This window comes from Cupriavidus sp. 207A1 (assembly GCF_057798955.1).
The window spans coordinates 51,331-74,383 of sequence record NZ_JBYOJO010000013.1; the positions used below are offsets into that span (position 1 = coordinate 51,331).

Here is a 23,053-nt window from a genome sequence, read left to right on the forward strand (position 1 = left end):
GCAAAAGACCTGCCTTCGGGCAGGTTTTTTTTCGACTTTTTTCAATTTTTTTGGCCGCTGCGGGAATAAAGGGATCACATCCAGTGTTTACTGGAGGGACGGGGCCGGCTGGCGGCACCGAATTGCATGGAGAACAAGATCATGGCAAGTCTGCGTCGTAACGCTGCTGCATCCCTGGTTCGTCCCGGCGCGCTCGCGCTCGGCTGCGCGGCCGTACTGCTCGCCGGTTGTGCCGGCATGGGCATGGGCGGTGGCAGCGCCGGCAATCTGCCGCCCACGGTGAAGGTGACCGATGGCGTGCTGACCGATCCGCAGGGCCTGACGCTGTACACCTTTGACCGCGACACCGCCGGCAGCGGCAAGAGCGCCTGCAACGGGCCTTGCGCCACAAACTGGCCGCCGCTGATGGCGGCCCCGGGCACCAGCGGTTCGGGCCAGTACACCATCATCACGCGCGATGACGGCAGCAAGCAGTGGGCCTACCGCGGCCTGCCGCTGTACCGCTTCGCCAAGGACGCCAAGCCGGGCGACCGCACCGGCGACAACGTCAACAACGTCTGGCACGTGGCCAAGCCCTGACGCGGCAGCCACCACCTGAGCCACCCCGGTCACTGCAGCCATCACGGCATGGAAGGGTTTGACGGCCAACTCGTTGCGCTGGCGCCGCGGCTGCGGCGCCATGCGCGCGGCCTCACTGGCGACGCGGCGCTGGCCGACGACCTGGTGCAGGACACGCTCGAGCGCGCGCTGCGCTACCGCTGGCGCTTCCGCCTGCGCCCCGGCGCGTGGTGGGGCGACGGCGCCGATGGCCTGCTGCCGTGGTTGCTGACGCTGATGCACCGCCTGCGCCTGAACGCTTTGCGCCGCAAGGACCTGGTGGTGGCTACCGACACCCTGCCCGAGGTCAGCGGCCCCGCCGAAGACCCGGGCCTGCGGCGTGACCTGTCGCAGGCGCTGGCACAGCTGCCCGAGCCGCAGCGCGCGGTGCTGCTGCTGGTCAGCCTGGAACAATTGACCTACGCCGAGGCCGCGCGCGTGCTCGACATCCCGCCAGGCACGGTGATGTCGCGGCTGGCGCGGGCACGCGAACAGATGCGGCGGCTGCTCGACGGCGCGGCGCCGACCCGAACCCCCACGGCCGCCAATGCGCTGCAACGGGTGAAATGATGGCGGGCATCCACGAAGCCGATCTCCACGCCTATGCCGATGGGCAGCTGGCCGGCGCGCGCCGCGCAGCCGTCGAGGCCTACCTGGCTCAGCACCCGGACGCGGCGGCACAGGTTGCCGCCTGGCGCCGGCAGGCCGAGGCGCTGCACCGCGCGCTCGACCCGGTACTCAACGAACCGGTGCCCCTGGCGGCCTTGCCGCCGGGTTTGCACGGCGACCAGGGGCGCACCCGCGCCCGCGATGCCCGGCGCGATGGCGCCCGCCCCTGGCCGCGCTGGACCATGGCCGTGGCGGCCGCATGCGCGTCGGTCGCGCTGCTGGCCGTCGGCGGTACGCTGGGCTGGCTGGCGCACGACCGCCTTGGCGGCAGCACGCTGGTGCTGGCACCGGGCGAGCGCTTTGCGCGCGAGGCGCTCGCCACGCACGCGGTCTACGCCCCGGAGATGCGCCACCCGGTGGAAGTCGCCGCGACCGAAGAGGCCCACCTGGTCGCCTGGCTGTCCCGGCGCCTGGGCACGGCGCTGCAGGTGCCCGACCTGCGCGCGCAGGGCTTCCACCTGATCGGCGGCCGGCTGGGTGTGGCCGAGGGCGGCCCGTCGGCGATCCTGATGTATGAAGCCGACGACGGCACGCGCCTGTCGCTGCAGCTGCGGCGCATGGCGCAGGGGACGCCCGATACCGGCTTCCGCGTCGAGCGCATGACAGGCGAGGGCGCGCGGCGGCGAACGCCGGGCCGCGACCCGATGATGGCGTTCTACTGGATCGACCGCGACCTGGGCTTTGCGCTGGCGGGGCCGCTGGAACGCGCCCGGTTGCTGACCCTGGCGCAGGTGGTGTACCAGCAATACCAGGGCGGATAACGCACCGGCACCGCGCTTGCGGCACATGGCCGGCGCACCAGGCACGCGTCATTTCGACGCCATCACAAAAAACTGTCAGGACTGGCCCGCACTCCACGACCAAGCCCGGAGTCCAACCCTGCAAGCACGCGGCGCCGCCGGCGCCGGCACGACCAGGCAATCGAGGAAAACCATGCTGATTCCTTCCCCCAAATGGCTGCGCGGCGGCGACATTGCCGCCAGCGAGATCACGCCGCGCCATGTCTTCGAAGCGCGCCGCCGCATGCTGGCGCTCGCTGCCGCCGGTGCCGCCGGCAGCACGCTGGCGCCGTGGTTCGCGCGCCAGGCCTTCGCCCAAGGGCAGCATGGCGCCCGGCTGCCCGCCACGCCCAACAACGCCTACGTCATCACCGAGAAGCGCACGCCGTACGAAGAGGTGACCACCTACAACAATTTCTACGAGTTCGGCACCGACAAGTCCGACCCGGCGCGCCACGCCGGCACGCTGCGTCCGCGTCCGTGGCAGGTGGCGGTCGAGGGGCTGGTGAAGAAGCCTAAGGTCTATGACCTGGACGAGCTGGCCAAACTGGCGCCGATGGAGGAGCGCGTCTACCGGCTGCGCTGCGTCGAGGGCTGGTCGATGGTGATCCCCTGGATCGGCTATCCGCTGGCCGAGCTGATCCGCCGCGTCGAGCCGCAGCCGGGGGCGAAGTACGTGCAGTTCATCACGCTGGCCGACAAGAAGCAGATGCCCGGCCTCAGCAGTGGCGTGCTCGACTGGCCGTACAGCGAGGGCCTGCGCATGGACGAGGCCATGCACCCGCTGGCGTTGCTGACCTTCGGCCTGTACGGCGAGGTGCTGCCCAACCAGAACGGCGCGCCGGTGCGCATGGTGCTGCCGTGGAAGTACGGCTTCAAGAGTGCCAAGTCGATCGTGAAGATCCGCTTTGTCGACAAGCAGCCGCCGACCAGCTGGAACCTGGCCGCGCCGCAGGAATACGGCTTCTACTCGAACGTGAACCCGGACGTCGACCATCCGCGCTGGAGCCAGGCCACCGAGCGCCGCATCGGCGAAGAGCGCGGCAGCGGCTTCGGCGCGCTGTTCGCGCCCAAGCGCAAGACCCTGCCGTTCAATGGCTATGGCCAGCAGGTGGCGGCGCTGTACCAGGGCATGGACCTGAAGAAGTTCTTCTGATGCAAGGCGAGCGCATGGCAACCTCTTCCCCCACCGCCGCGGCCGCCGTGCGCAAGCCGGCAGGCCTGGCAACGCTGTCGCCGCAGCGGGTGCGCGCGCTCAAGCTCGTGCTGTGGCTGCTGGCGCTGCTGCCGTTCGTGCGGCTGCTGTACCTGGGCGCGACCGAACAGTACGGCGCCAACCCGCTCGAATTCGTCACGCGTTCGACCGGCACCTGGACCCTGGTGATGCTGTGCCTGACGCTTGCGATCACGCCGCTGCGCCGCCTGACCGGCTGGAACTGGCTGATCCGGATGCGGCGCATGCTGGGTTTGTTCGCGTTTTTCTATGGCCTGCAGCACTTCCTGCTATGGATCGGGGTCGATCGCGGCTTCGATCTGGCCTACATGATCAAGGACGTGTACAAGCGGCCCTTCATCACGGTCGGCTTTACCGCCTTCATGCTGATGGTGCCGCTGGCGCTGACCTCGACCAACGGCATGGTGCGCCGCCTCGGCGGCAAGCGCTGGCAGGCGCTGCACCGGCTGGTCTATGGCATCGCCGTGCTGGCGATCCTGCACTACTGGTGGCACAAGGCGGGCAAGAACGACTTCGGCGAGGTGTCGATCTATGCCGCGGTGGTGTTCGTGCTGCTGGGGATGCGGCTGTGGTGGCGGCTGCGCAAGCCGGCCGCGGGGACGCGCCAGCCCGCCGCATAAGCAGCGGCGGGCCGGGCCGGCGGGAATCAGTCCTGCAGCAGGCGCTCGTCGCGGAACAGGTCTTCGACCAGCTCGCGCTCGCGCACCAGGTGCACCTTGCCGCCGTCGACCATCACTTCGGCGGCGCGCGGGCGGGTGTTGTAGTTGGAACTCATGGTGAAGCCGTAGGCGCCGGCCGACATCACGGCCAGCAGGTCACCCGGTTGCACCGCCAGCGCGCGGTCGCGGCCGAGCCAGTCACCCGATTCGCACACCGGGCCGACGATGTCGTAGGTCACCGCCGCGCCATCGCGCAGCGCCACCGGCTCGATGCGGTGGTAGGCCTCGTACATGGCCGGGCGCGCCAGGTCGTTCATGGCCGCGTCGACGATACAGAAGTTCTTGGCCGCGCCCGGCTTGAGGAATTCCACCTGGGTCAGCAGCACGCCCGCGTTGCCCACCAGCGAGCGGCCCGGCTCGAACAGCACCTCGCGGTGGCCATGGCCGCGCGCGGCGACGCGCTCCAGCAGCGTGGTGGCGAAGCCGGTGATGTCCGGCGGGGTCTCGTCGGTGTAGGTGATGCCCAGGCCGCCGCCCACGTCGATGTGCTCCAGGCTGATGCCTTCGCGCTCGAGCGCCTCGACCACGTCCAGCACCTTGTCCAGCGCCTCCAGGTAGGGCTCGACCTCGGTGATCTGCGAACCGATATGGCAGTCGATGCCGGTCACCGCCAGGTGCGGCAGCGCGGCGGCGGCGCGGTAGGTCGGCAGCACGTCTTCGAAGGCGATGCCGAACTTGTTGCCCTTCAGGCCGGTGGAGATATAGGGATGGGTCTTGGCGTCGACGTCGGGGTTGATGCGCAGCGACACGCGCGCCCGCTTGCCGACGCGGCCGGCCACTTCGTTCAGGCGGTCCAGCTCGGGGATCGACTCGACGTTGAAGCAGCGCACGTCCTGCGCCAGCGCCAGTTCCATTTCGGCCGCGCTCTTGCCCACGCCCGAGAACACCACCTTGCGCGGATCGCCGCCGGCGGCCAGCACGCGCTTGAGTTCGCCGCCCGAGACGATGTCGAAACCCGCGCCGAGGCGGGCGAACACCTGCAGCACCGCCAGGTTGGAGTTGGCCTTCATCGCGTACTGGACCTGTGCCTTGCGGCCCGCGCAGGCGGTGGCGTAGGCCTGGTACGCGGCGGTCAGCGCCGCGCGCGAATAGATGTAGGTCGGCGTGCCGAACTCGGCGGCGATACGCGCCAGCGGCACCTGCTCGACGGTGAGCGCGCCGTCCTGGCGATGGAAAAATGCGGTCATGGTTATCGGGTGGTGGGGGCGGCGGGGGACGATGCCGGTGCCGGCGTGGTCGCTGCAGGCGGCACGGCATCGGCACGGCCCAGGCCCGGATCCGGCACGGTCGGCGGGGCCGGCTCTGGCGGTACCTTGGGCAGGGTCAGCGGCCCGCGGATACCGCATCCGCCCAGCAGGGGCATCGCAAGGGCGGCGGCAAACGCCGATACAATCGCAACACGACGCAGCATCGGGTCGTCCTTTTGGCTTGTTGGCAAGGCGTTGGATGACCCGGCGCGATGGCCGGTCATCCGGAGGATTCTTAACAAAAAAAGCCGTTCGCGCCACGTACGCCCGGTCCGGGCAGCGGCGGCAACGGCGGTCTCGGAGTTTAGCATGCCCCCCTTGAGCGAAAGCGAGTTCCTGGCCCTGGCCACGCGCGAGCTGGACCGCATCGAAGCCGCGGTCGAGGCGGCCGCCGACGCGGCCGACGCTGACATTGAAATCAGCCGCACCGGCAACGTGATGGAACTGGAATTCGAGAACGGTTCCAAGATCATCATCAACAGCCAGGCGCCGATGCAGGAACTGTGGGTGGCCGCGCGCGCGGGCGGCTTCCACTTCCGCCGCGAGGGCGAGCGCTGGGTCGATACCCGCAACGGCGGCGAACTGTACGCGGCGCTGTCGGGCTACGTCAGCGAGCAGGCGGGCGCCAGTCTCAGCCTGCACTGACCCCGGCATCTCCGGGGCGGACCCCGGAGCGCAAAAAAGAAAAGCCGGCCTCGCGGCCGGCTTTCTGCTGTCTGGCGAGCGCGCTCAGGCGCCGCCGAACATCTCCAGGATCTTGCGTTTCTCGGACTCGGTATCGACCGACGGGGTGGTGGATTCTTCCGGCTTGCCCGGCCACGGATCGCCCAGGCCCACCGACGCCACGCCGGCGCCGCCGGCGTTCTCTTCGAAGGTCCAGTCGCCGCCCACCATCAGCACGCCTTCGGGCGCTGGCCGTTCCGGAGACTCCGGCACGCCCTTGAGCGCCTTGCTCATGTAGCCGACCCAGATCGGCAGCGCCAGGCCGCCGCCGGTCTCGCGCACGCCCAGGCTCTTGGGCTGGTCGTAGCCCATCCAGGCGATCGCCACCAGGTTGGGGGTGTAGCCGGCGAACCAGGCATCGACCGCGTCGTTGGTGGTGCCGGTCTTGCCGGCCAGGTCATTGCGTCCCAGGCGTTGCTTGGCGCTGTTGGCGGTGCCGTAGCGCACCACGTCGCGCAGCATGGTGTCGGCGATAAAGGCGGTGCGGGCGTCGAGCACGCGCACGGCATCGGTGCCGGCGCGCTGCGGATGGGTTTCGGAGATCACGTTGCCGCGCGCGTCCACCACCTTCTGGATCAGGTACGGGTTGACGCGGTAGCCGCCGTTGGCGAACACCGAGTAGGCGCCCGCCATCTGCAGCGGCGTCACGGCGCCGGAGCCCAGCGCCATGGGCAGGTAGGCGGGGTGCTTGTCGGCCTCGAAGCCGAAGCGGGTGATGTAGTCCTGCGCGTACTGCGTGCCGATCGCTCGCAGGATCCGCACCGAGACCAGGTTCTTGGACTTGGCCAGCGCGCGGCGCATGGTCATCGGGCCCTCGAAGCGGCCGTCGTAGTTCTTCGGTTCCCACACCTGGCCACCGGTATCGGGACCGATCGTCAGCGGCGCGTCGTTGATCACCGTGGCCGGCGAGAAGCCCTTTTCCAGCGCCGCCGAGTAGATGAACGGCTTGAAGCTCGAGCCGGGCTGGCGCCAGGCCTGGGTCACGCGGTTGAACTTGTTGCGGTTGAAATCGAAGCCGCCCACCATCGAGCGGATCTCGCCATCCTGCGGGTTGATCGACACGAACGCCGCGGCCACTTCCGGCAGCTGCGTCACCGACCAGTTGTTTTTCTCGTCCTGCGTCACGCGGATCACCGCGCCCGGGCGCATCTTCATCTTGGGCTGCGCGTTGGCCGACAGCGACGGCGAGATAAAGCGCAGCGCCGCGCCTTCGATGGTCGCGACTTCGCCGGACAGCAGCGTCGCCTTGACCTGCTTGGGCGACACGCTGGTGACCACGGCCGAGCGCAGGTCGCCGCTGCCCGGATGCTCGACCAGCGCATCGTCGATGGCCTGCTCGCGCTCGGCCGGGTCGGAGGGCAGGTCGATAAAGGCCTCGGGACCGCGGTAGCCGTGCTTGCGCTCGTAGTTCATGATGCCGGTGCGCACGGCTTCATAGGCGGCGTCCTGGTCGGTCTTGGTCAGCGTGGTGTAGACCGTCAGGCCGCGCGTGTAGGTCTCCTCGCGGTACTGCGCGTACATCAGCTGGCGCACGATCTCGGCCACGTATTCGGCGTGGGTCGAAAACTCGTTGCCTTCGGTGCGCACTTTCAGCTCGGCCTGCACGGCCTCGTCGTACTGCTCGGGCGTGATGTAGCGCAGGTCGCGCATGCGCTGCAGGATGTATTCCTGGCGCACCTTGGCGCGGCGCGGGTTGACCACCGGGTTGTACGCCGACGGCGCCTTCGGCAGCCCGGCCAGCATCGCCGCCTCGGCCGGCGTCACATCGCGCACCGACTTGCCGAAGTACACGCGCGCGGCGCTGTCGAAGCCGTAGGCGCGCTGGCCCAGGTAGATCTGGTTCATGTACAGCTCGAGGATCTGGTCCTTGCTCAGGTTGGCCTCGATCTTGTACGCGAGCAGCATCTCGTAGATCTTGCGGGTGTAGGTCTTCTCGCTGGACAGGAAGAAATTGCGCGCCACCTGCATGGTGATGGTCGAGGCGCCCTGCGACAGCCCGCCGCGCAGGTTGGCCAGGCCGGCACGCATCACGCCGACGAAGTCGACACCCCCGTGCTCGTAGAAGCGGTCGTCTTCGATCGCCAGCACTGCCTTTTTCATCACGTCCGGAATCTCGGCGATGGGCACGAAGTTGCGTCGCTCCTCGCCGAATTCACCGATCAGCACATTGTCCGCGGTGTAGATCCGCAGCGGAATCTTGGGCCGGTAGTCAGTGATGGTGTCGAGCGAAGGCAGGTTGGGCGCGGCCACCAGCAGCGCGTAGCCCAGCAGCAGCGCAATCACGACGGCACCGGCGACAACCAGTCCCACCGCCCAGAACATGAGCCGCGTCCAGATCGAACTGCGGGCAGGGTGGGGCGGCTTGTGTTGTGCTGTGGCCATAAGGGAAATACCTAGTCAGGGGTGCCCGCGATTATATCTTCCGGCATCGGCCCGCCCGGGCGCACAGTGGCGGGGGCGCCGCTATCGCGCTGTTACAAGATGTAAGGCCACGGATGCCGGCGTGCAGGGCGACGTTGGGGGCGACTACGGGGGAAGCGCGCGGCACAGGCAGGCATGGAAGGGAACCCGACGACCGTGGGGTTTTGGCAACGGATTGATGAGGGCCTTCTCAAAAACAAGTTTGGCCCAGTTCGGCACGTTGCCACCAATGCTGGATTTTGTGAGAATCGGCCAACATAAAAAGCACACGTTTCATTCAAGAAACTAGGCTCGCCCGATTAGAGCGTTCAAGCCAGGGGCGAGTTCAAAAGTCAGGGGGTCACCTTGCGTCGGGGCATTTTGTCGGGGCTTCTGCGCCGGACTACGGTCGGCGTGGATATCGGGTCGTCCAGTGTCAAGGTAGTCGAGCTCTCCGTGGGGGGCAGCAGGCAAGACTACCGGCTGGAAAAATGCGCCAGCGAACTGCTGGACCGCAATGCCGTTGCCGATGGCAACGTCATCAATATCGAGGCAGTCGGGATCGCGCTCAGGCGCGCGCTCGGCAAGGCCGGCATCCGCTCCAAGGACGTGGTGCTGGGCGTGCCCTCCATGCTGACCGAATCGCAGACGGTCAGCCTGCCGGACAACCTGTCCGAAGACGAACTCTATTCCCAGGTCGAATCCGAGGCGCACCGGCTCTATCCGCCGTCGCAGGCCGTCAACTTCGATTTCGCCGTGATCGGCCCCAGCGAGACCGAGGGTGGCATCGGCGTGCGCGTTACCGCGGCCAACAGCGATCGCGTGCAGGAGCGCGTGACCGCGGCGGAAATGGCCGGCCTCAAGCCGCAGGTGATGGACGTCGAGGAATACGCGGTGCAGCGCTCGATCGTGCAGATGCTGGGCGTGCCGCAAGAGATGTCCGAGGCCGACGCGCGCGCGCTGCCGGTGGTGGCGGTAGTCCACCTGGGCGGCAGCCGCTCCAAGGCCATCTTCTACCAGGGCTGGAAAGAACTCTACGAACAGCCGCTGAACAGCTACGGCGACCAGCTTACCCAAAGCGCGGCGCGCATGTTCACGCTCGACGCGCTCAAGGCCGAGATCAAGAAGCGCAAGAACACGCTGCCCGAGGCCTGGCGCGCCCAGTTGCTCAAGCCATCGCTCGATGCCCTGGCAATGGAGGTGCAGTCCGCGATCGGCAACTTCATCGCCAGTTCCAGCCTGGGCCGGGTCGACGAGATCCTGCTGTCCGGCGGGCACGCATCGCTGTTCGGCGTGCAGGCGGCAATCCAGCACCAGACCAAGATCACCACCACGCTGGCGAATCCGTTCGCCAACATGGCGACCAACGCCAAGGTCAACGAGCGCTACCTGCAGCGCGACCTGCCGGCGTATATCGTCAGTGCCGGCCTGGCCCTGCGCGGCCTGCAATAACGTACCGGAGGCATGAGATGTCAACGAACACACTGCCTTCGGTCAACCTGCTGCCCTACCATGAAGCCCGCAAGGCGGCGCGGCGCAAGAAGGTCTACACCATGCTGGGCGCGGCGGCCGCTGCGGGCGCGGCGGTGGTGCTGCTGGGCGGCGTCTATATCGACGGGCGCATCGCGTCCGTGGTGGCGCTCAACCAGGTGCTGAGCGCGGAAAACGCCAGGCTCGACGGTCAGATCCGCGAGGTCAACAGTCTTAAAAAGGACATCGACGCGCTGCTGCAGCGCCAGAAGGCCGTCGAAAGCCTGCAGACCGAGCGCAACCGCCCGGTGCAGCTGCTCGAGGAACTGGTGCGGCAGGTGCCGGAAGGCGTCTACCTGACCAGCCTGAAGCAGGCCGGCGAGGCCTTCACCATTGCCGGCGTGGCGCAGTCCAACGAACGCATTTCCGAGCTGCTGCGCAACCTGGGCGGGGTGGCCTGGCTCGACAAGGCCGAGCTGGTCGAGTCCAAGGCGGTCACCATGACCAACAACCTGCGCGAGCAGCGCCGGCTGTTCGATTTCTCGATGCGCTTCGCGTACCGCGCGCCGGAGGCCCCGGCCGACGGCAAGAAGGCTGCCGCGGGCGCTTCGGCCCCTGCCGCCGTACCTGTCCCCGCCCCCGCACCCGCGGGCGGAAAGGCCTGACCATGGCGCTCAATACCGAAATCAACCTGGCTGACCTGACCAGCCAGTTCCGCGGACTCAACCTGAACGAGCCGGAGACCTGGCCGGCCGCGCCGCGCGTGCTATTCGCGGTCCTGGCCGCGGCGGTGGTGCTGCTGCTGGGCTGGCAGTTCTACTGGAGCGCAAAGTTCGAAGAACTCGAGCGCCAGCGCCAGGAGCAGGAAAGCCTGAAGCAGGCGTACCAGTCCAAGGTGGCGCAGGTGGCCAATCTCGACGCGCTGCGCGAGCAGAAGAAGCAGGTCGAGCAGCGCGTGGCGCTGCTGGAGCGGCAGCTGCCCAACAAGACGGAAATGGATGCGCTGCTGGCCGATGTCAACCATGCCGGCGTCGCGCGGGGGCTGCAATTCGAGCTGTTCAAGCCGCAGGCGGCTGTGATCAAGCCATACTTTGCCGAGATTCCGGTGAACCTGCGCGTGACCGGGCGCTATCACGAGGTGGCTCAGTTCAATGCCGACGTCGCGGCGCTGTCGCGGATCGTGTCGATGCAGAACCTGCAGCTGGCCAATACCAAGGATGGCGGGCTGTCGATGGAGGCGGTGGCGATGGCCTACCGCGCCCTCGACGCGGAAGAACAGGCGGCGCAACGCAAGGCCGCCGCGGCCGCGGCGGCCGCCAAGGCGGGAGGTCCGAAATGAGCCGTGCCGTTCGAACCCGCGCCCTGGCCTGGACCGCGTCGCGGCGCACGCTGGCGGCGGCGCTGGCGCTCGGCTTGCTGGGCGCCTGCGGCGCCAGCGATGAGGATGCGCTGCGCCAGTGGATGGAAGCGACCCGCAGCGCCCGCACCAAGCCGCCCGAGCCCGTGCCCGACGCCCGCCCCTACGTGCCGCGCGAATACGCCGCGGCCAGTGCGCCCGAGCCGTTCGCGCAGGCCAAGATCGGCGAACTGAACAAGACCCTGGCGGATTCGCCCGAAGCCGGCCGGCGCCGCGAGCCGCTCGAGGACTACCCGCTCGAAAACTTCAAGATGCTCGGGATGATGAAGAAGCGGGGGGAAACCTTCGGCATCGTCCGTGTTGATAACAAGATCCACCATGTGAAGGTGGGTCAGTATCTCGGCCAGAGCTATGGCCGGGTGGTCCGCATCACCGATCAGGAGATCGTGTTGCGCGAATTGGTCCGGGAGGGGGTATCCGAGTGGAAAGAGAAAATGACCAGCCTGAAGCTGGACGCGGCGGCATGACCCCCGCGCGCTGGTATCGTGCGCGCGCGGGCGCCGTGATGAGGACCATGGCCACCGCGCTGGCGCTATGGCTTGCGCTCGCCGCACCGGCTGCGCTGGCGCAAGGCAACCGGATCAAGTCGGTGGACGTCAGCACGACCGGGGAACAGACCGTGCTGGTGGTCGAACTGGAACGGCCGCTGGCGCAGAAGCCGGCGGACTTCACCACGCAGAACCCGGCACGGCTCGCGATCGACTTCTTCGATACCGGCTTTGCCGAGCGGCGCGCGCAATATGAATACGGCGGCAAGCTGGTCAAGTCTGCCAATGTGATGCAGATCGGCGACCGCACGCGCGTGATCCTCGACCTGACGCGCAGCGCCACGTATCGCACCGACCAGCGCGGCAATGTCTTCGTGGTGTCGCTGGACAACGTGGCGCCGGCGGCCAAGAGCGCTGCGCCGACCTTCGCGCCGGCCGCGACGGCGCCTGGCGCCGCGGCGGGGCGGCCGTCGGTGCGTGCTATCGACTTCCGCCGGGGCGCGGACGGCGCCGGGCGCGTGGTGGTGGACCTGTCCTCGCGCGAGTCGGGCATCAATATCGCGCAACAGGGCAAGAACGTGGTGGTCGATTTCCTCGGCACCACGCTGCCGGAGAACCTGCGGCGGCACTTCGACGTCAGCGACTATGGCTCGCCGGTGCAGGGCATGCGCGCCTCCGACGCCAACGGCAATGCGCGCCTGACCATCGAGCCGCGCGGCAACTGGGAATACAGCTCGTACCAGACCGACACCCAGTTCGTGGTCGAGGTCCGGCCGGTCAAGGAAGACCCCACCAAGCTGATCAGCGGCCCGGGCTACCGGGGAGAGCGCCTGTCGCTGAACTTCCAGAACATCGACATCCGCTCGCTGCTGCAGGTGTTTGCCGACTTTACCAACCTGAACATCATCACCAGCGAAAGCGTGCAGGGCAACATCACGCTGCGGCTCAAGGACGTGCCGTGGGACCAGGCGCTGCAGATCGTGATGGATGCGAAGGGGCTGGCCTCGCGCCGCAACGGCAATGTGCTGTGGGTGGCGCCCAAGGCGGAGCTGCAGACCAAGGAGAAGCTGGAGCTCGAGTCGCAGCAGCAGATCAACGACCTCGAGCCGATCCGCAGCCAGGTGTTCCAGCTCAATTACCAGCGCGCCGAGGATGTGCGCAGGATGCTGCTGGGCATGGGGGCCGGTGGCGGCGCGGCCGCGCCCATCGGTTCCGCGGGGGCGGCGGGCGCCAGCACGCGCATGCTGTCCAAGCGCGGTTCGCTGACGGCCGATGCGCGCACCAACCAGCTCTTTGTGTCGGATATCGCCTCCAAGCTGGAAGAGGTGCAGAGCTTTATCGGCAAGATCGACATCCCGGTGCGCCAGGTCATCATCGAGGCGCGCATCGTCGAGGCCACCGATACCTTCAGCCGCAACCTGGGCGTCAAGCTGGGCTTTGCCGGGCAGTACAACAATGCCCGCGTCGGCAACACCTACAACAACGTGCTGCCGGGGGCGACCTCCGACAACGGCCCGTTCCTGAGCCTGCCGGCCGGATCCATCAACGGCACCAACCCGGCCAATATCGCGGTGAGCCTGTTCAACAGCGCCGCCACGCGCTTCCTGGCGCTGGAATTGTCGGCGCTGGAGGCGGACGGCAAGGGCAAGATCATTTCCAGCCCGCGCGTGGTGACGGCCAACAACATCAAGGCGCTGATCGAGCAGGGTACTGAACTGCCTTACCAGGCCGCCACGTCCAGCGGTGCCACCTCGGTGCAGTTCCGCAAGGCCAACCTGAAGCTCGAGGTGACGCCGCAGATCACGCCCGAAGGCAACGTGCTGCTCGACGTGGACGTGAACAAGGACAGCGTGGGGATCCAGACCACCTCGGGCTTTGCCATCGACACCAAGCACGTGCAGACCCAGGTGCTGGTCGAGAACGGCGGCACCGTGGTGATCGGCGGCATCTACACCCAGACCGAGTCCACCGACGTCGACAAGGTGCCGCTGCTGGGCGATATCCCGGTGCTCGGCTACCTGTTCAAGAACAACGCCAAGGTCCGCAACCGGACCGAGCTGCTGGTGTTCCTGACCCCGCGCATCCTCAACGAAAGCGTGTCGCTCAGGTAGCGCCGGGCGCCGGATACAGTAGACTGGCAGGCCGCATCGACCGATGCGGCCTTTTTTTGCGCCGCGCGCCGCAAGCAGCCGGGCCCGGGCTCGGCCCGGAATGCATGCGTGACGGCGAGAAATGCGGCCTATGCCGCATTCGGCACTTGCCGGCCGCGCCACAACATAAGAAGATGATGCAGTTCCCAACCGGGGAGGACGGCCCGCATGCCGCGCTCCCGAACCACAGTCCCGTGACAGCCTCAGCGACAGGGCCGGCGGCGCAGCGCCAGGCGCCGGATCGGCGCGAAGCCGAACGATCCGATGCCGACCGCCCGGAATCCGATCGACCCAACCTCTTTTTCGTCGGCCTGATGGGCGCCGGCAAGACCACCGTGGGCCGCACGGTGGCGCGGCGCCTGCACTATCCGTTCTTCGATTCCGACCACGAACTGGAGGCGCACTGCGGCGTGCGCATCCCGGTGATCTTCGAACTCGAGGGCGAGGCCGGCTTCCGCGACCGCGAGGCCGCGATGATCCGCGAACTGGCGCAGCGCCAGGGCATCGTGCTGGCCACCGGCGGCGGCGCGGTGCTGCGCGCCGAGAACCGCGAGGTGCTGAAGTCCCGCGGCACGGTCGTATACCTGCGCGCCAGCCCGCACGACCTGTGGCTGCGTACCCGGCACGACCGCAACCGCCCGCTGCTGCAGACCGAAGATCCCAAGGGCAAGCTCGAGGCGCTGTACGCCGAGCGCGATCCGCTGTACCGCGAAGTCGCCGACTTCATCATCGAAACTGGCAAGCCCTCGGTGGCGCAGCTTGCTAATATGGTGTTGATGCAACTTGAAATGGCCGGTTTCCGGATCGATCCCCCGCAGCCGGCGTCCCCGCCCGCGGGCGATGTCGAGCCGCCGGCGCAGGACCCCAATCCATGATTACCCTTGAAGTCGACCTGGGCGAGCGCAGCTACCCCATCCATATCGGCACCGGCCTGCTCGACAACGCCGAGCTGCTGCGCCCGCACGTGCGCGGCCAGCACGCCGTCATCGTCACCAATGAAACCGTCGGCCCGCTCTATGCGGCGCGCGTCGAGGCAACCCTGGCCGCGCTGGGCAAGACCGTGCGCACCGTCACGCTGCCCGACGGCGAGGCCTTCAAGCACTGGGAAACGCTGAACCGCATCTTCGATGCCTTGCTGCAGGCAGGCGCCGACCGCAAGACCACGCTGGTGGCGCTGGGCGGCGGCGTGGTGGGCGACATGACCGGGTTTGCCGCCGCCTGCTACATGCGCGGCGTGCCGTTCATCCAGATGCCGACCACGCTGCTGGCGCAGGTGGATTCGTCGGTGGGCGGCAAGACTGGCATCAACCACCCGCTGGGCAAAAACATGATCGGCGCGTTCCACCAGCCCAACGCGGTGATCGCCGACATTGACACGCTGCGCACGCTGCCGCCGCGCGAACTGGCCGCGGGCATGGCCGAAGTCATCAAGCACGGTGCCATTGCCGATGCCGATTACTTCGGCTGGATCGAGCGCAACATCCAGGCGCTGAATGCCTGCGACCCGGAGCTGATGGCGGTTGCCGTGCAGCGCTCGTGCGAGATCAAGGCGGGCGTGGTGGCGCAGGACGAGCGCGAGGGCGGACTGCGTGCCATCCTCAATTTCGGCCATACCTTCGGCCACGCGATCGAGGCCGGCATGGGCTACGGCGCCTGGCTGCACGGCGAAGCCGTGGGCTGTGGCATGGTGATGGCCGCCGACCTGTCGCACCGGCTGGGCTTTATCGATATCGAGACGCTGGCGCGCGTGCGCACGCTGACGCAGGCGGCGATGCTGCCGGTGGTGGCGCCGGAACTGGGCGCCGACCGCTATATCGAACTGATGAAGGTCGACAAGAAGGCCGAGGCCGGCAGCATCAAGTTCATTTTGCTGAAGAAGCTCGGCGAGGCGTTCATTACCAGCGTGCCGGACGCGGATCTGCGCGCGACGCTGGCCCACGCCGTCCTGAAACCTCCCACCGAGGCACCGGTCGCCTGACCGATCGGTTATGCCTCGCCACCCCGACCCAGCCACCGGACGCGCTGCATGACCGACTTTGAAAGCCACCTCGCCCCGTACGCCGCCCGCTCCGCGCAGACGCGCGGGCGCGTGCACGCCGAACCCGCGTCGCTGTCGCGCAGTGAATTCCAGCGCGACCGCGACCGCGTGATCCACAGCACGGCGTTCCGGCGGCTCGAGTACAAGACCCAGGTCTTCGTCAACCATGAGGGCGACCTGTTCCGCACCCGGCTCACCCACAGCCTGGAAGTGGCGCAGATCGCCCGCTCGATCGCGCGCAACCTGCGCCTGAACGAAGACCTGGTCGAGGCGATCTCGCTGGCGCACGACCTGGGGCACACCCCGTTTGGCCACGCCGGGCAGGATGCGCTGAACCAGTGCATGAAGAACCACGGCGGCTTCGAGCACAACCTGCAGAGCCTGCTGGTGGTGGACGAGCTGGAAGAGCGCTACGGCGGCTTCAACGGCCTGAACCTGACCTTCGAGACGCGCGAGGGCATCCTCAAGCATTGCTCGCGCGTCAATGCGTCGGCGCTGGGCGAGCTGGGCCGGCGCTTCCTGGAAGGCACGCAACCGTCGCTGGAGGCCCAGCTGGCCAACCTTGCCGACGAGATCGCCTACAACAACCACGATATCGACGACGGCCTGCGCTCCGGGCTGCTGACGCTGGAGCAGCTCGACGAGGTGCCGATGTGGGGCCGCCACCGGGCCGAGGTGGCCGAGGCCTTCCCCGGCATCAATGGCCGGCGCGCCATCAACGAGACGGTCCGGCGCATGATCAACACGCTGATCGTCGACCTGATCGAAACCACCAGCCGCAATATCGCCGACACCAACCCGCGCAATATCGACGCGGTGCGGGCCGCCGGGCCGCTGGTCGGCTTCAGTGCGCAGATCCACGAGGAAGCCGCGGCGCTCAAGCGCTTCCTGTTCCGGCACCTGTACCGGCATTACCTGGTGATGCGGATGTCGGCCAAGGCGCAGCGCATCGTCGGCGACCTGTTCCAGGCCTTCATGTCCGATCCGCGCCTGCTGCCGCCGCAGTACCAGGCCAGCCATGGCGGCGACCAGTCGCGGCTGATTGCCCATTACATTGCCGGCATGACCGACCGCTACGCCATCCGCGAACATCGCCGCATCTTCGCGGTCAGCGAGGGCACCGCGCCCTGAAAATTAGGGACGGATCAGGCTATGATGCGGGCATCGCAGCCCGCACGACCCTGTCATGGCCCGTCTTCCCCGATTTTCCCCCACCGGATTGCCCGCATTGGTGTTGCAGCGCGGCAACAACCGCCAGCCCGTCTTTCTGGGCGCCAACGACTACGTGCATTACCTCGACTGCCTGCGCATGGCCGCGCGCGAGCACGACCTCGCTATCCACGCCTATGCGCTGCGGCCCAATCACGTACACCTGGTGGCAACGCCGAAAAGTGAGGACGCGCTTAGCCTGACCATGCAGGCGGTCGGACGCCGCTACGCGCGCTACTTCAACCGCGTCGCGGGCCGCACCGGCACCTTGTGGGAGGGTCGCTTCCGTTCCGCCGTGTTCGATCCGGCCCAGTGGCTGCTGCCGGCCATGCTCTATGTCGAGGGCAACGCGGTGCGCGCGGGGGAGGTCAACAGTCCAGACGCCGACCGCTGGAGCAGCTACCGCCACCACGCCGGCATCGAGGCCAGTCCCTTTGTCAGCGACCACGCCGCCTACTGGGAGCTGGGCAATACCCCGTTCGAACGGCAATCGAACTACCGGACGCTCAGCGCCGAAGGCCTGTCCGGCAAGACCCTGGAGACGTTGCGCGCCCATGCGCATAGCGGCTGGCCGCTCGGCGGCGACGCATTCCTGGCGCAGCTGGAGAGACATGGTCCACGACGGGTCCAGCCCTTGCCGAAAGGTCGCCCCAAAAAGGTGCAAACGGCGCCTGGAAATGCGGCAAAAACGCCATGAAGATTATGTGTCCCCATTTAATTGATTCACCGAAACGGTGCGTTATTTAATGTAATCCGACCCCATTTAATTTTTTTGCGAGGCGCAGGCGATTCCCATATAGTTGCTCCACCCACAGTCATTGTGCGGCGCGTCACGCTCGTGTACGCCGCTGCGGCCCGCTGACAGCTTCGTCCCCATTTCCCTTCCCGCCGGTCCACCGGTCTGGGTGGATTTCAGAAAGCGCGCGGTCCCCGTTCCGGTAGTCCAGCAGTTCGCGCAGCCTTCACCGGAATTCAGCCCGTGGACCAAACGAAAAATCTTTCGGCCCAAGCGCAGACCAGCGAGTCAATCAGCGAGTCTTCCTCCGCCCTCGACCTGCGTCCGCAGGCGCAAGGCATGTACGACCCGAGCAACGAGCATGACGCCTGCGGCGTCGGCATGGTCGCGCATATCAAGGGCAAGAAGTCGCACGAGATCATTTCCCAGGGCCTGAAGATCCTGGAGAACCTGGACCACCGCGGCGCGGTCGGGGCCGACCCGCTGATGGGCGACGGTGCCGGCATCCTGATCCAGATCCCGGACCAGTTCTACCGTGAAGAAATGGCGGCGCAGGGCGTCAGCCTGCCGCCCGCGGGCGAATATGGCGTGGGCATGATCTTCCTGCCGAAGGAACACGCCTCGCGCCTGGCCTGCGAGCAGGAGCTGGAGCGCACGGTCCGCCTGGAAGGCCAGGTCGTGCTGGGCTGGCGCGACGTGCCGGTCGACGCCGCCATGCCGATGTCCCCGACGGTGCGCAAGACCGAGCCGGTGATCCGCCAGATCTTCATCGGTCGCGGCCGCGACATCATGACCACCGACGCGCTGGAACGTAAGCTCTACGTCATCCGCAAGACCGCCAGCCACGCCATCCAGGCGCTCAAGCTCAAGCACGGCAAGGAATACTTCGTGCCGTCGATGTCGGCCCGTACCGTCGTGTACAAGGGCCTGCTGCTGGCCAACCAGGTCGGCGAGTACTACCTGGACCTGCAGGACCAGCGCGCTGTGTCGGCCCTGGCCCTGGTGCACCAGCGCTTCTCGACCAACACCTTCCCGGCCTGGGAACTGGCCCACCCGTACCGCATGGTCGCCCACAACGGCGAAATCAACACGGTCAAGGGCAACGTCAACTGGATCAACGCGCGTACCGGCGCGATCTCGTCGCCGGTGCTGGGCGACGACCTGCCCAAGCTGTGGCCGCTGATCTACCCGGGCCAGTCCGATACGGCATCGTTCGACAACTGCCTCGAACTGCTGACGATGGCCGGCTACCCGCTGGTCCACGCGATGATGATGATGATCCCGGAAGCGTGGGAGCAGCACACGCTGATGGACGACAACCGTCGCGCCTTCTACGAATACCACGCAGCGATGATGGAGCCGTGGGACGGCCCGGCTGCGATCTGCTTCACCGATGGCCGCCAGATCGGCGCCACGCTGGACCGCAACGGCCTGCGCCCGGCACGCTTCTACGTGACCGAGGACGACGTCGTGGTGCTGGCTTCGGAAGCCGGCGTGCTGCCGTTCCCCGAGTCGCGCATCGTTGAGAAGTGGCGCCTGCAGCCGGGCAAGATGTTCCTGATCGACATGGAGCAGGGTCGCATCATCGACGACAAGGAACTGAAGGACAACCTGGCCAACGCCAAGCCGTACAAGAGCTGGATCGACGCTGTCCGCATCAAGCTCGACGAGATCGACGCCAAGCCGGAAGACGTCGCCGCCGAGAAGAAGCCGGTGGCCAAGCTGCTGGACCGCCAGCAGGCCTTCGGCTACACCCAGGAAGACGTCAAGTTCCTGATGGCGCCGATGGCGCTGGCCGGCGAGGAAGCCACCGGCTCGATGGGCAACGACTCGCCGCTGGCGATCCTGTCGTCCAAGAACAAGACGCTGTACCACTACTTCAAGCAGCTGTTCGCCCAGGTCACCAACCCGCCGATCGACCCGATCCGCGAGAACATGGTGATGTCGCTGGTGTCGTTCATCGGCCCGAAGCCGAACCTGCTCGAGCTGAACAACATCAACCCGCCGATGCGTCTTGAAGTGTCCCAGCCGGTGCTGGACTTCAAGGACATCGCCAAGATCCGCAACATCGAGCACTACACCGGCGGCAAGTTCCGTTCGTACGAACTGAACATCTGCTACCCGACCGCGTGGGGCAAGGAAGGCATCGAAGCGCGCCTGGCCTCGCTGTGCGCCGAAGCCGTGGATGCGGTGCGTTCGGGCTACAACATCCTGATCGTGACCGACCGCCCGGTGGATGCCGACCATGTCGCCATCCCGGCGCTGCTGGCCACCTCCGCGATCCACCACCACCTGGTGGAGAAGGGCCTGCGCACCTCCACCGGCCTGGTGGTCGAGACCGGCACCGCGCGTGAAGTCCACCACTTCGCGCTGCTGGCCGGCTACGGCGCCGAAGCCGTGCACCCGTACCTGGCGATGGAAACCCTGGCCGACATGGCCAGCGGCCTGTCGGGCGACCTGTCGCCGGAAAAGGCGGTCAAGAACTTCGTCAAGGCGGTCGGCAAGGGCCTGTTCAAGGTGATGTCCAAGATGGGCATCTCGACCTACATGTCCTACACCGGCGCGCAGATCTTCGAAGCCATCGGCCTGTCGCGCGAGCTGGTGCAGAAGTACTTCCACGGCACGCCGTCGAACGTCGAGGGCATCGGCATCTTCGAGGTCGCCGAGGAAGCGCTGCGCCTGCACAAGGACGCCTTCGGCAACAACCCGGTGCTCGAGAACATGCTGGACGCCGGCGGCGAGTACGCCTTCCGCATCCGCGGCGAAGAGCACATGTGGACCCCGGACTCGATCGCCAAGCTGCAGCACTCGGTGCGCGCCGACGACGGCAAGGGCGCCTACCAGACGTACAAGGAATACGCCAACATCATCAACGACCAGAGCAAGCGCCACATGACGCTGCGCGGCCTGTTCGAGTTCAAGGTCGATCCGGCCAAGGCGATTCCGCTGGAAGAAGTCGAACCCGCCAAGGAAATCGTCAAGCGCTTCGCCACCGGCGCGATGTCGCTCGGCTCGATCTCGACCGAGGCCCACACCACGCTGGCGCTGGCGATGAACCGCATCGGCGGCAAGTCCAACACCGGCGAAGGCGGCGAGGACGAGAAGCGCTACCGCAACGAACTGCGCGGCATCCCCATCAAGCAGGGCGATACGCTCAAGGGCGTGCTCGGCGACGGCGTGATCGAGAAGGACCTGGAGTTGCAGGCCGGCGACTCGCTGCGCTCGAAGATCAAGCAGGTGGCGTCGGGCCGTTTCGGCGTGACCGCCGAATACCTGGCCTCGGCCGACCAGATCCAGATCAAGATGGCGCAGGGCGCCAAGCCGGGCGAAGGCGGCCAGCTGCCGGGCCACAAGGTCTCGGACTACATCGGCAAGCTGCGTTACTCGGTGCCGGGCGTGGGCCTGATCTCGCCGCCTCCGCACCACGACATCTACTCGATCGAGGATCTGGCACAGCTGATCCACGATCTGAAGAACGTCAACCCGTCGTCGGATATCTCGGTCAAGCTGGTGTCCGAAGTGGGCGTCGGTACCGTGGCCGCTGGTGTGTCGAAGGCCAAGGCCGACCACGTCGTGATCGCCGGCCATGACGGCGGCACCGGCGCCTCGCCGTGGTCGTCGATCAAGCACGCCGGCACGCCGTGGGAGCTGGGCCTGGCCGAAACGCAGCAGACGCTGCTGCTCAACGGCCTGCGCAACCGCATCCGCGTGCAGGCCGACGGCCAGATGAAGACCGGCCGCGACGTCGTCATCGGCGCGCTGCTGGGCGCCGACGAATTCGGCTTCGCCACGGCACCGCTGGTTGCCGAGGGCTGCATCATGATGCGCAAGTGCCACCTGAACACCTGCCCGGTGGGCGTGGCCACGCAGGATCCGCAGCTGCGCAAGAAGTTCCAGGGCAAGCCGGAACACGTGGTCAACTTCTTCTTCTTCGTTGCGGAAGAGGCCCGCGAGATCATGGCCCAGCTGGGCATCCGCACCTTCGACGAGCTGATCGGCCGCGCCGACCTGCTCGACACCAAGGCAGGCATCGAGCACTGGAAGGCGCGCGGCCTGGACTTCAGCCGCATCTTCCACCAGGTGCAGCTGGGCGCGGACGTGCCGCTGTACCACACCGACGTGCAGGACCACGGCCTGTCGGCCGAGGCCGGCAAGGCGCTGGACCACGTGCTGATCGCCAAGGCTCGTCCGGCGATCGAGAAGGGCGAACGCGTGTCGTTCATCCAGCCGGTCAAGAACGTCAACCGTACGGTGGGCGCGATGCTGTCCGGCGTGGTCGCCAAGCAGTACGGCCATGAGGGCCTGCCTGACGACACCATCCACATCCAGCTGCAAGGCACCGCCGGCCAGTCGTTCGGCGCGTTCCTGGCGCACGGCATCACGCTGGACCTGGTGGGCGACGGCAACGACTACGTTGGCAAGGGCCTGTCGGGCGGACGCGTGATCGTGCGCGCCCCGCACGAGTTCCGCGGCGATCCGACCCGCAACATCATCGTCGGCAATACCGTGCTGTACGGTGCCATCGCCGGTGAAGCGTTCTTCAACGGCGTCGCCGGCGAGCGCTTCGCGGTGCGCAACTCGGGCGCCGTGGCAGTGGTGGAAGGCACTGGCGACCATGGTTGCGAGTACATGACCGGCGGCACGGTGGTGGTGCTGGGCGGCACCGGCCGCAACTTCGCGGCCGGCATGTCGGGCGGCGTGGCCTACGTCTACGACGAGGACGGCCTGTTCGACAAGCGCTGCAACACCTCGATGGTGGCGCTGGAAGCGGTGCTGGCCTCGGCCGACCAGGAGAAGGGCCAGCCCCAGGCTTCGTGGCACAAGGTCGACGGCAAGCGCGTGCTGGATGAAACCATCCTGCGCAGCCTGATCGAGCAGCACTTCCGCTACACCGGTTCCGAGCGCGCCAAGGCGCTGCTGGCGGACTGGACCACGGCACGCCGCAAGTTCGTCAAGGTCTTCCCGACCGAGTACAAGCGCGCGCTGGGCGAGATGTACGCCAAGGAACAGGCCGCCCGTGACAGCGACCGCGAAGCCATCGCGGCCTGAGCGAGACGAGCGCAGCAAACCAACGTAGCGAAGGGCCGCGGCAAGCCGCCGCGGTCCCGACAAGATACTGACCCCACCGCAGGGCCGGCGACGCCGCCGGTCCCGCGCAGCATGACCAAGGACGCAAC

Annotated in this window: 18 protein-coding genes; 16 read left to right on the forward strand and 2 right to left on the reverse strand. The window is 67.2% G+C overall.

From position 1 onward, the window contains the following. Positions 1-141: 141 nt before the first annotated feature. The 5 genes from AC3FMM_RS22665 to msrQ all read left to right on the forward strand — a co-directional run bounded on the left by AC3FMM_RS22665 (position 142) and on the right by msrQ (position 3,899). Complete coding sequence (locus tag AC3FMM_RS22665) at positions 142-579, forward strand: COG4315 family predicted lipoprotein (protein WP_115681511.1); 438 nt, start codon at positions 142-144, stop codon at positions 577-579. Positions 580-627: 48 nt separating this feature from the next. After that, entirely contained in the window at positions 628-1,167 is a 540-nt protein-coding gene (locus AC3FMM_RS22670; protein WP_111521322.1) for an RNA polymerase sigma factor, read from the forward strand. Beyond that, on the forward strand, positions 1,164-2,027 hold the full coding sequence (locus AC3FMM_RS22675; protein ID WP_473704285.1) for an anti-sigma factor family protein: 864 nt from the start codon (positions 1,164-1,166) through the stop codon (positions 2,025-2,027). The genes AC3FMM_RS22670 and AC3FMM_RS22675 overlap by 4 nt, the downstream gene beginning before the upstream one ends. A 172-nt stretch (positions 2,028-2,199) precedes the next feature. Then, positions 2,200-3,201, forward strand: a complete 1,002-nt coding sequence (gene msrP, locus AC3FMM_RS22680; RefSeq protein ID WP_115711127.1) for a protein-methionine-sulfoxide reductase catalytic subunit MsrP — start codon at positions 2,200-2,202, stop codon at positions 3,199-3,201. Continuing rightward, the gene (gene msrQ / locus AC3FMM_RS22685) at positions 3,201-3,899 is read left to right on the forward strand and encodes a protein-methionine-sulfoxide reductase heme-binding subunit MsrQ (RefSeq protein WP_488687515.1); all 699 of its coding nucleotides are present in this window, start codon (positions 3,201-3,203) and stop codon (positions 3,897-3,899) included. The genes msrP and msrQ overlap by 1 nt, the downstream gene beginning before the upstream one ends. Positions 3,900-3,925: 26 nt before the next feature. Here the strand turns inward: msrQ and lysA are convergent, their stop codons facing one another. After that, positions 3,926-5,185, reverse strand: coding sequence for a diaminopimelate decarboxylase (lysA, locus tag AC3FMM_RS22690; RefSeq protein ID WP_115711123.1), 1,260 nt, complete (start codon positions 5,183-5,185; stop codon positions 3,926-3,928). Positions 5,186-5,554: 369 nt separating this feature from the next. Here lysA and cyaY point away from each other — a divergent pair, with 369 nt between their 5' ends. Beyond that, positions 5,555-5,890: an iron donor protein CyaY gene (gene cyaY / locus AC3FMM_RS22695; protein ID WP_062801950.1), complete on the forward strand. Its 336-nt coding sequence runs from the start codon at positions 5,555-5,557 to the stop codon at positions 5,888-5,890. A gap of 84 nt (positions 5,891-5,974) precedes the next feature. Here cyaY and AC3FMM_RS22700 read toward each other — a convergent pair whose 3' ends face one another. Further along, positions 5,975-8,350, reverse strand: coding sequence for a penicillin-binding protein 1A (locus AC3FMM_RS22700; protein ID WP_116313188.1), 2,376 nt, complete (start codon positions 8,348-8,350; stop codon positions 5,975-5,977). Positions 8,351-8,749: 399 nt separating this feature from the next. Here AC3FMM_RS22700 and pilM point away from each other — a divergent pair, with 399 nt between their 5' ends. The 10 genes from pilM (at position 8,750) to AC3FMM_RS22750 (ending at position 22,925) form a co-directional block, all read left to right on the forward strand. Continuing rightward, positions 8,750-9,820 (forward strand): type IV pilus assembly protein PilM, encoded by a 1,071-nt coding sequence (gene pilM / locus AC3FMM_RS22705; protein ID WP_172581788.1) that lies wholly within the window; start codon positions 8,750-8,752, stop codon positions 9,818-9,820. Positions 9,821-9,837: 17 nt separating this feature from the next. Continuing rightward, positions 9,838-10,503 (forward strand): PilN domain-containing protein, encoded by a 666-nt coding sequence (locus tag AC3FMM_RS22710; protein ID WP_115711117.1) that lies wholly within the window; start codon positions 9,838-9,840, stop codon positions 10,501-10,503. A gap of 2 nt (positions 10,504-10,505) precedes the next feature. After that, complete coding sequence (locus tag AC3FMM_RS22715; RefSeq protein ID WP_115711115.1) at positions 10,506-11,177, forward strand: type IV pilus inner membrane component PilO; 672 nt, start codon at positions 10,506-10,508, stop codon at positions 11,175-11,177. After that, on the forward strand, positions 11,174-11,722 hold the full coding sequence (locus tag AC3FMM_RS22720) for a pilus assembly protein PilP (RefSeq protein WP_488687517.1): 549 nt from the start codon (positions 11,174-11,176) through the stop codon (positions 11,720-11,722). The genes AC3FMM_RS22715 and AC3FMM_RS22720 overlap by 4 nt, the downstream gene beginning before the upstream one ends. After that, entirely contained in the window at positions 11,719-13,854 is a 2,136-nt protein-coding gene (locus tag AC3FMM_RS22725; RefSeq protein WP_115711113.1) for a type IV pilus secretin PilQ, read from the forward strand. The genes AC3FMM_RS22720 and AC3FMM_RS22725 overlap by 4 nt, the downstream gene beginning before the upstream one ends. A gap of 233 nt (positions 13,855-14,087) precedes the next feature. Continuing rightward, on the forward strand, positions 14,088-14,768 hold the full coding sequence (locus AC3FMM_RS22730) for a shikimate kinase (RefSeq protein WP_373429525.1): 681 nt from the start codon (positions 14,088-14,090) through the stop codon (positions 14,766-14,768). Further along, a complete protein-coding gene (gene aroB / locus AC3FMM_RS22735) occupies positions 14,765-15,871 on the forward strand; it encodes a 3-dehydroquinate synthase (protein WP_115711109.1) in 1,107 nt (368 codons plus the stop codon). Before AC3FMM_RS22730 ends, aroB begins: the two co-directional genes overlap by 4 nt. Positions 15,872-15,919: 48 nt before the next feature. Further along, positions 15,920-17,062, forward strand: coding sequence for a deoxyguanosinetriphosphate triphosphohydrolase (locus AC3FMM_RS22740; protein WP_092317552.1), 1,143 nt, complete (start codon positions 15,920-15,922; stop codon positions 17,060-17,062). A 55-nt stretch (positions 17,063-17,117) separates the two neighbouring features. Further along, positions 17,118-17,837, forward strand: coding sequence for a transposase (locus AC3FMM_RS22745; protein WP_115711108.1), 720 nt, complete (start codon positions 17,118-17,120; stop codon positions 17,835-17,837). Between the two features lie 282 nt (positions 17,838-18,119). Continuing rightward, the gene (locus AC3FMM_RS22750; RefSeq protein ID WP_414248736.1) at positions 18,120-22,925 is read left to right on the forward strand and encodes a glutamate synthase-related protein; all 4,806 of its coding nucleotides are present in this window, start codon (positions 18,120-18,122) and stop codon (positions 22,923-22,925) included. Positions 22,926-23,053: the final 128 nt, after the last annotated feature.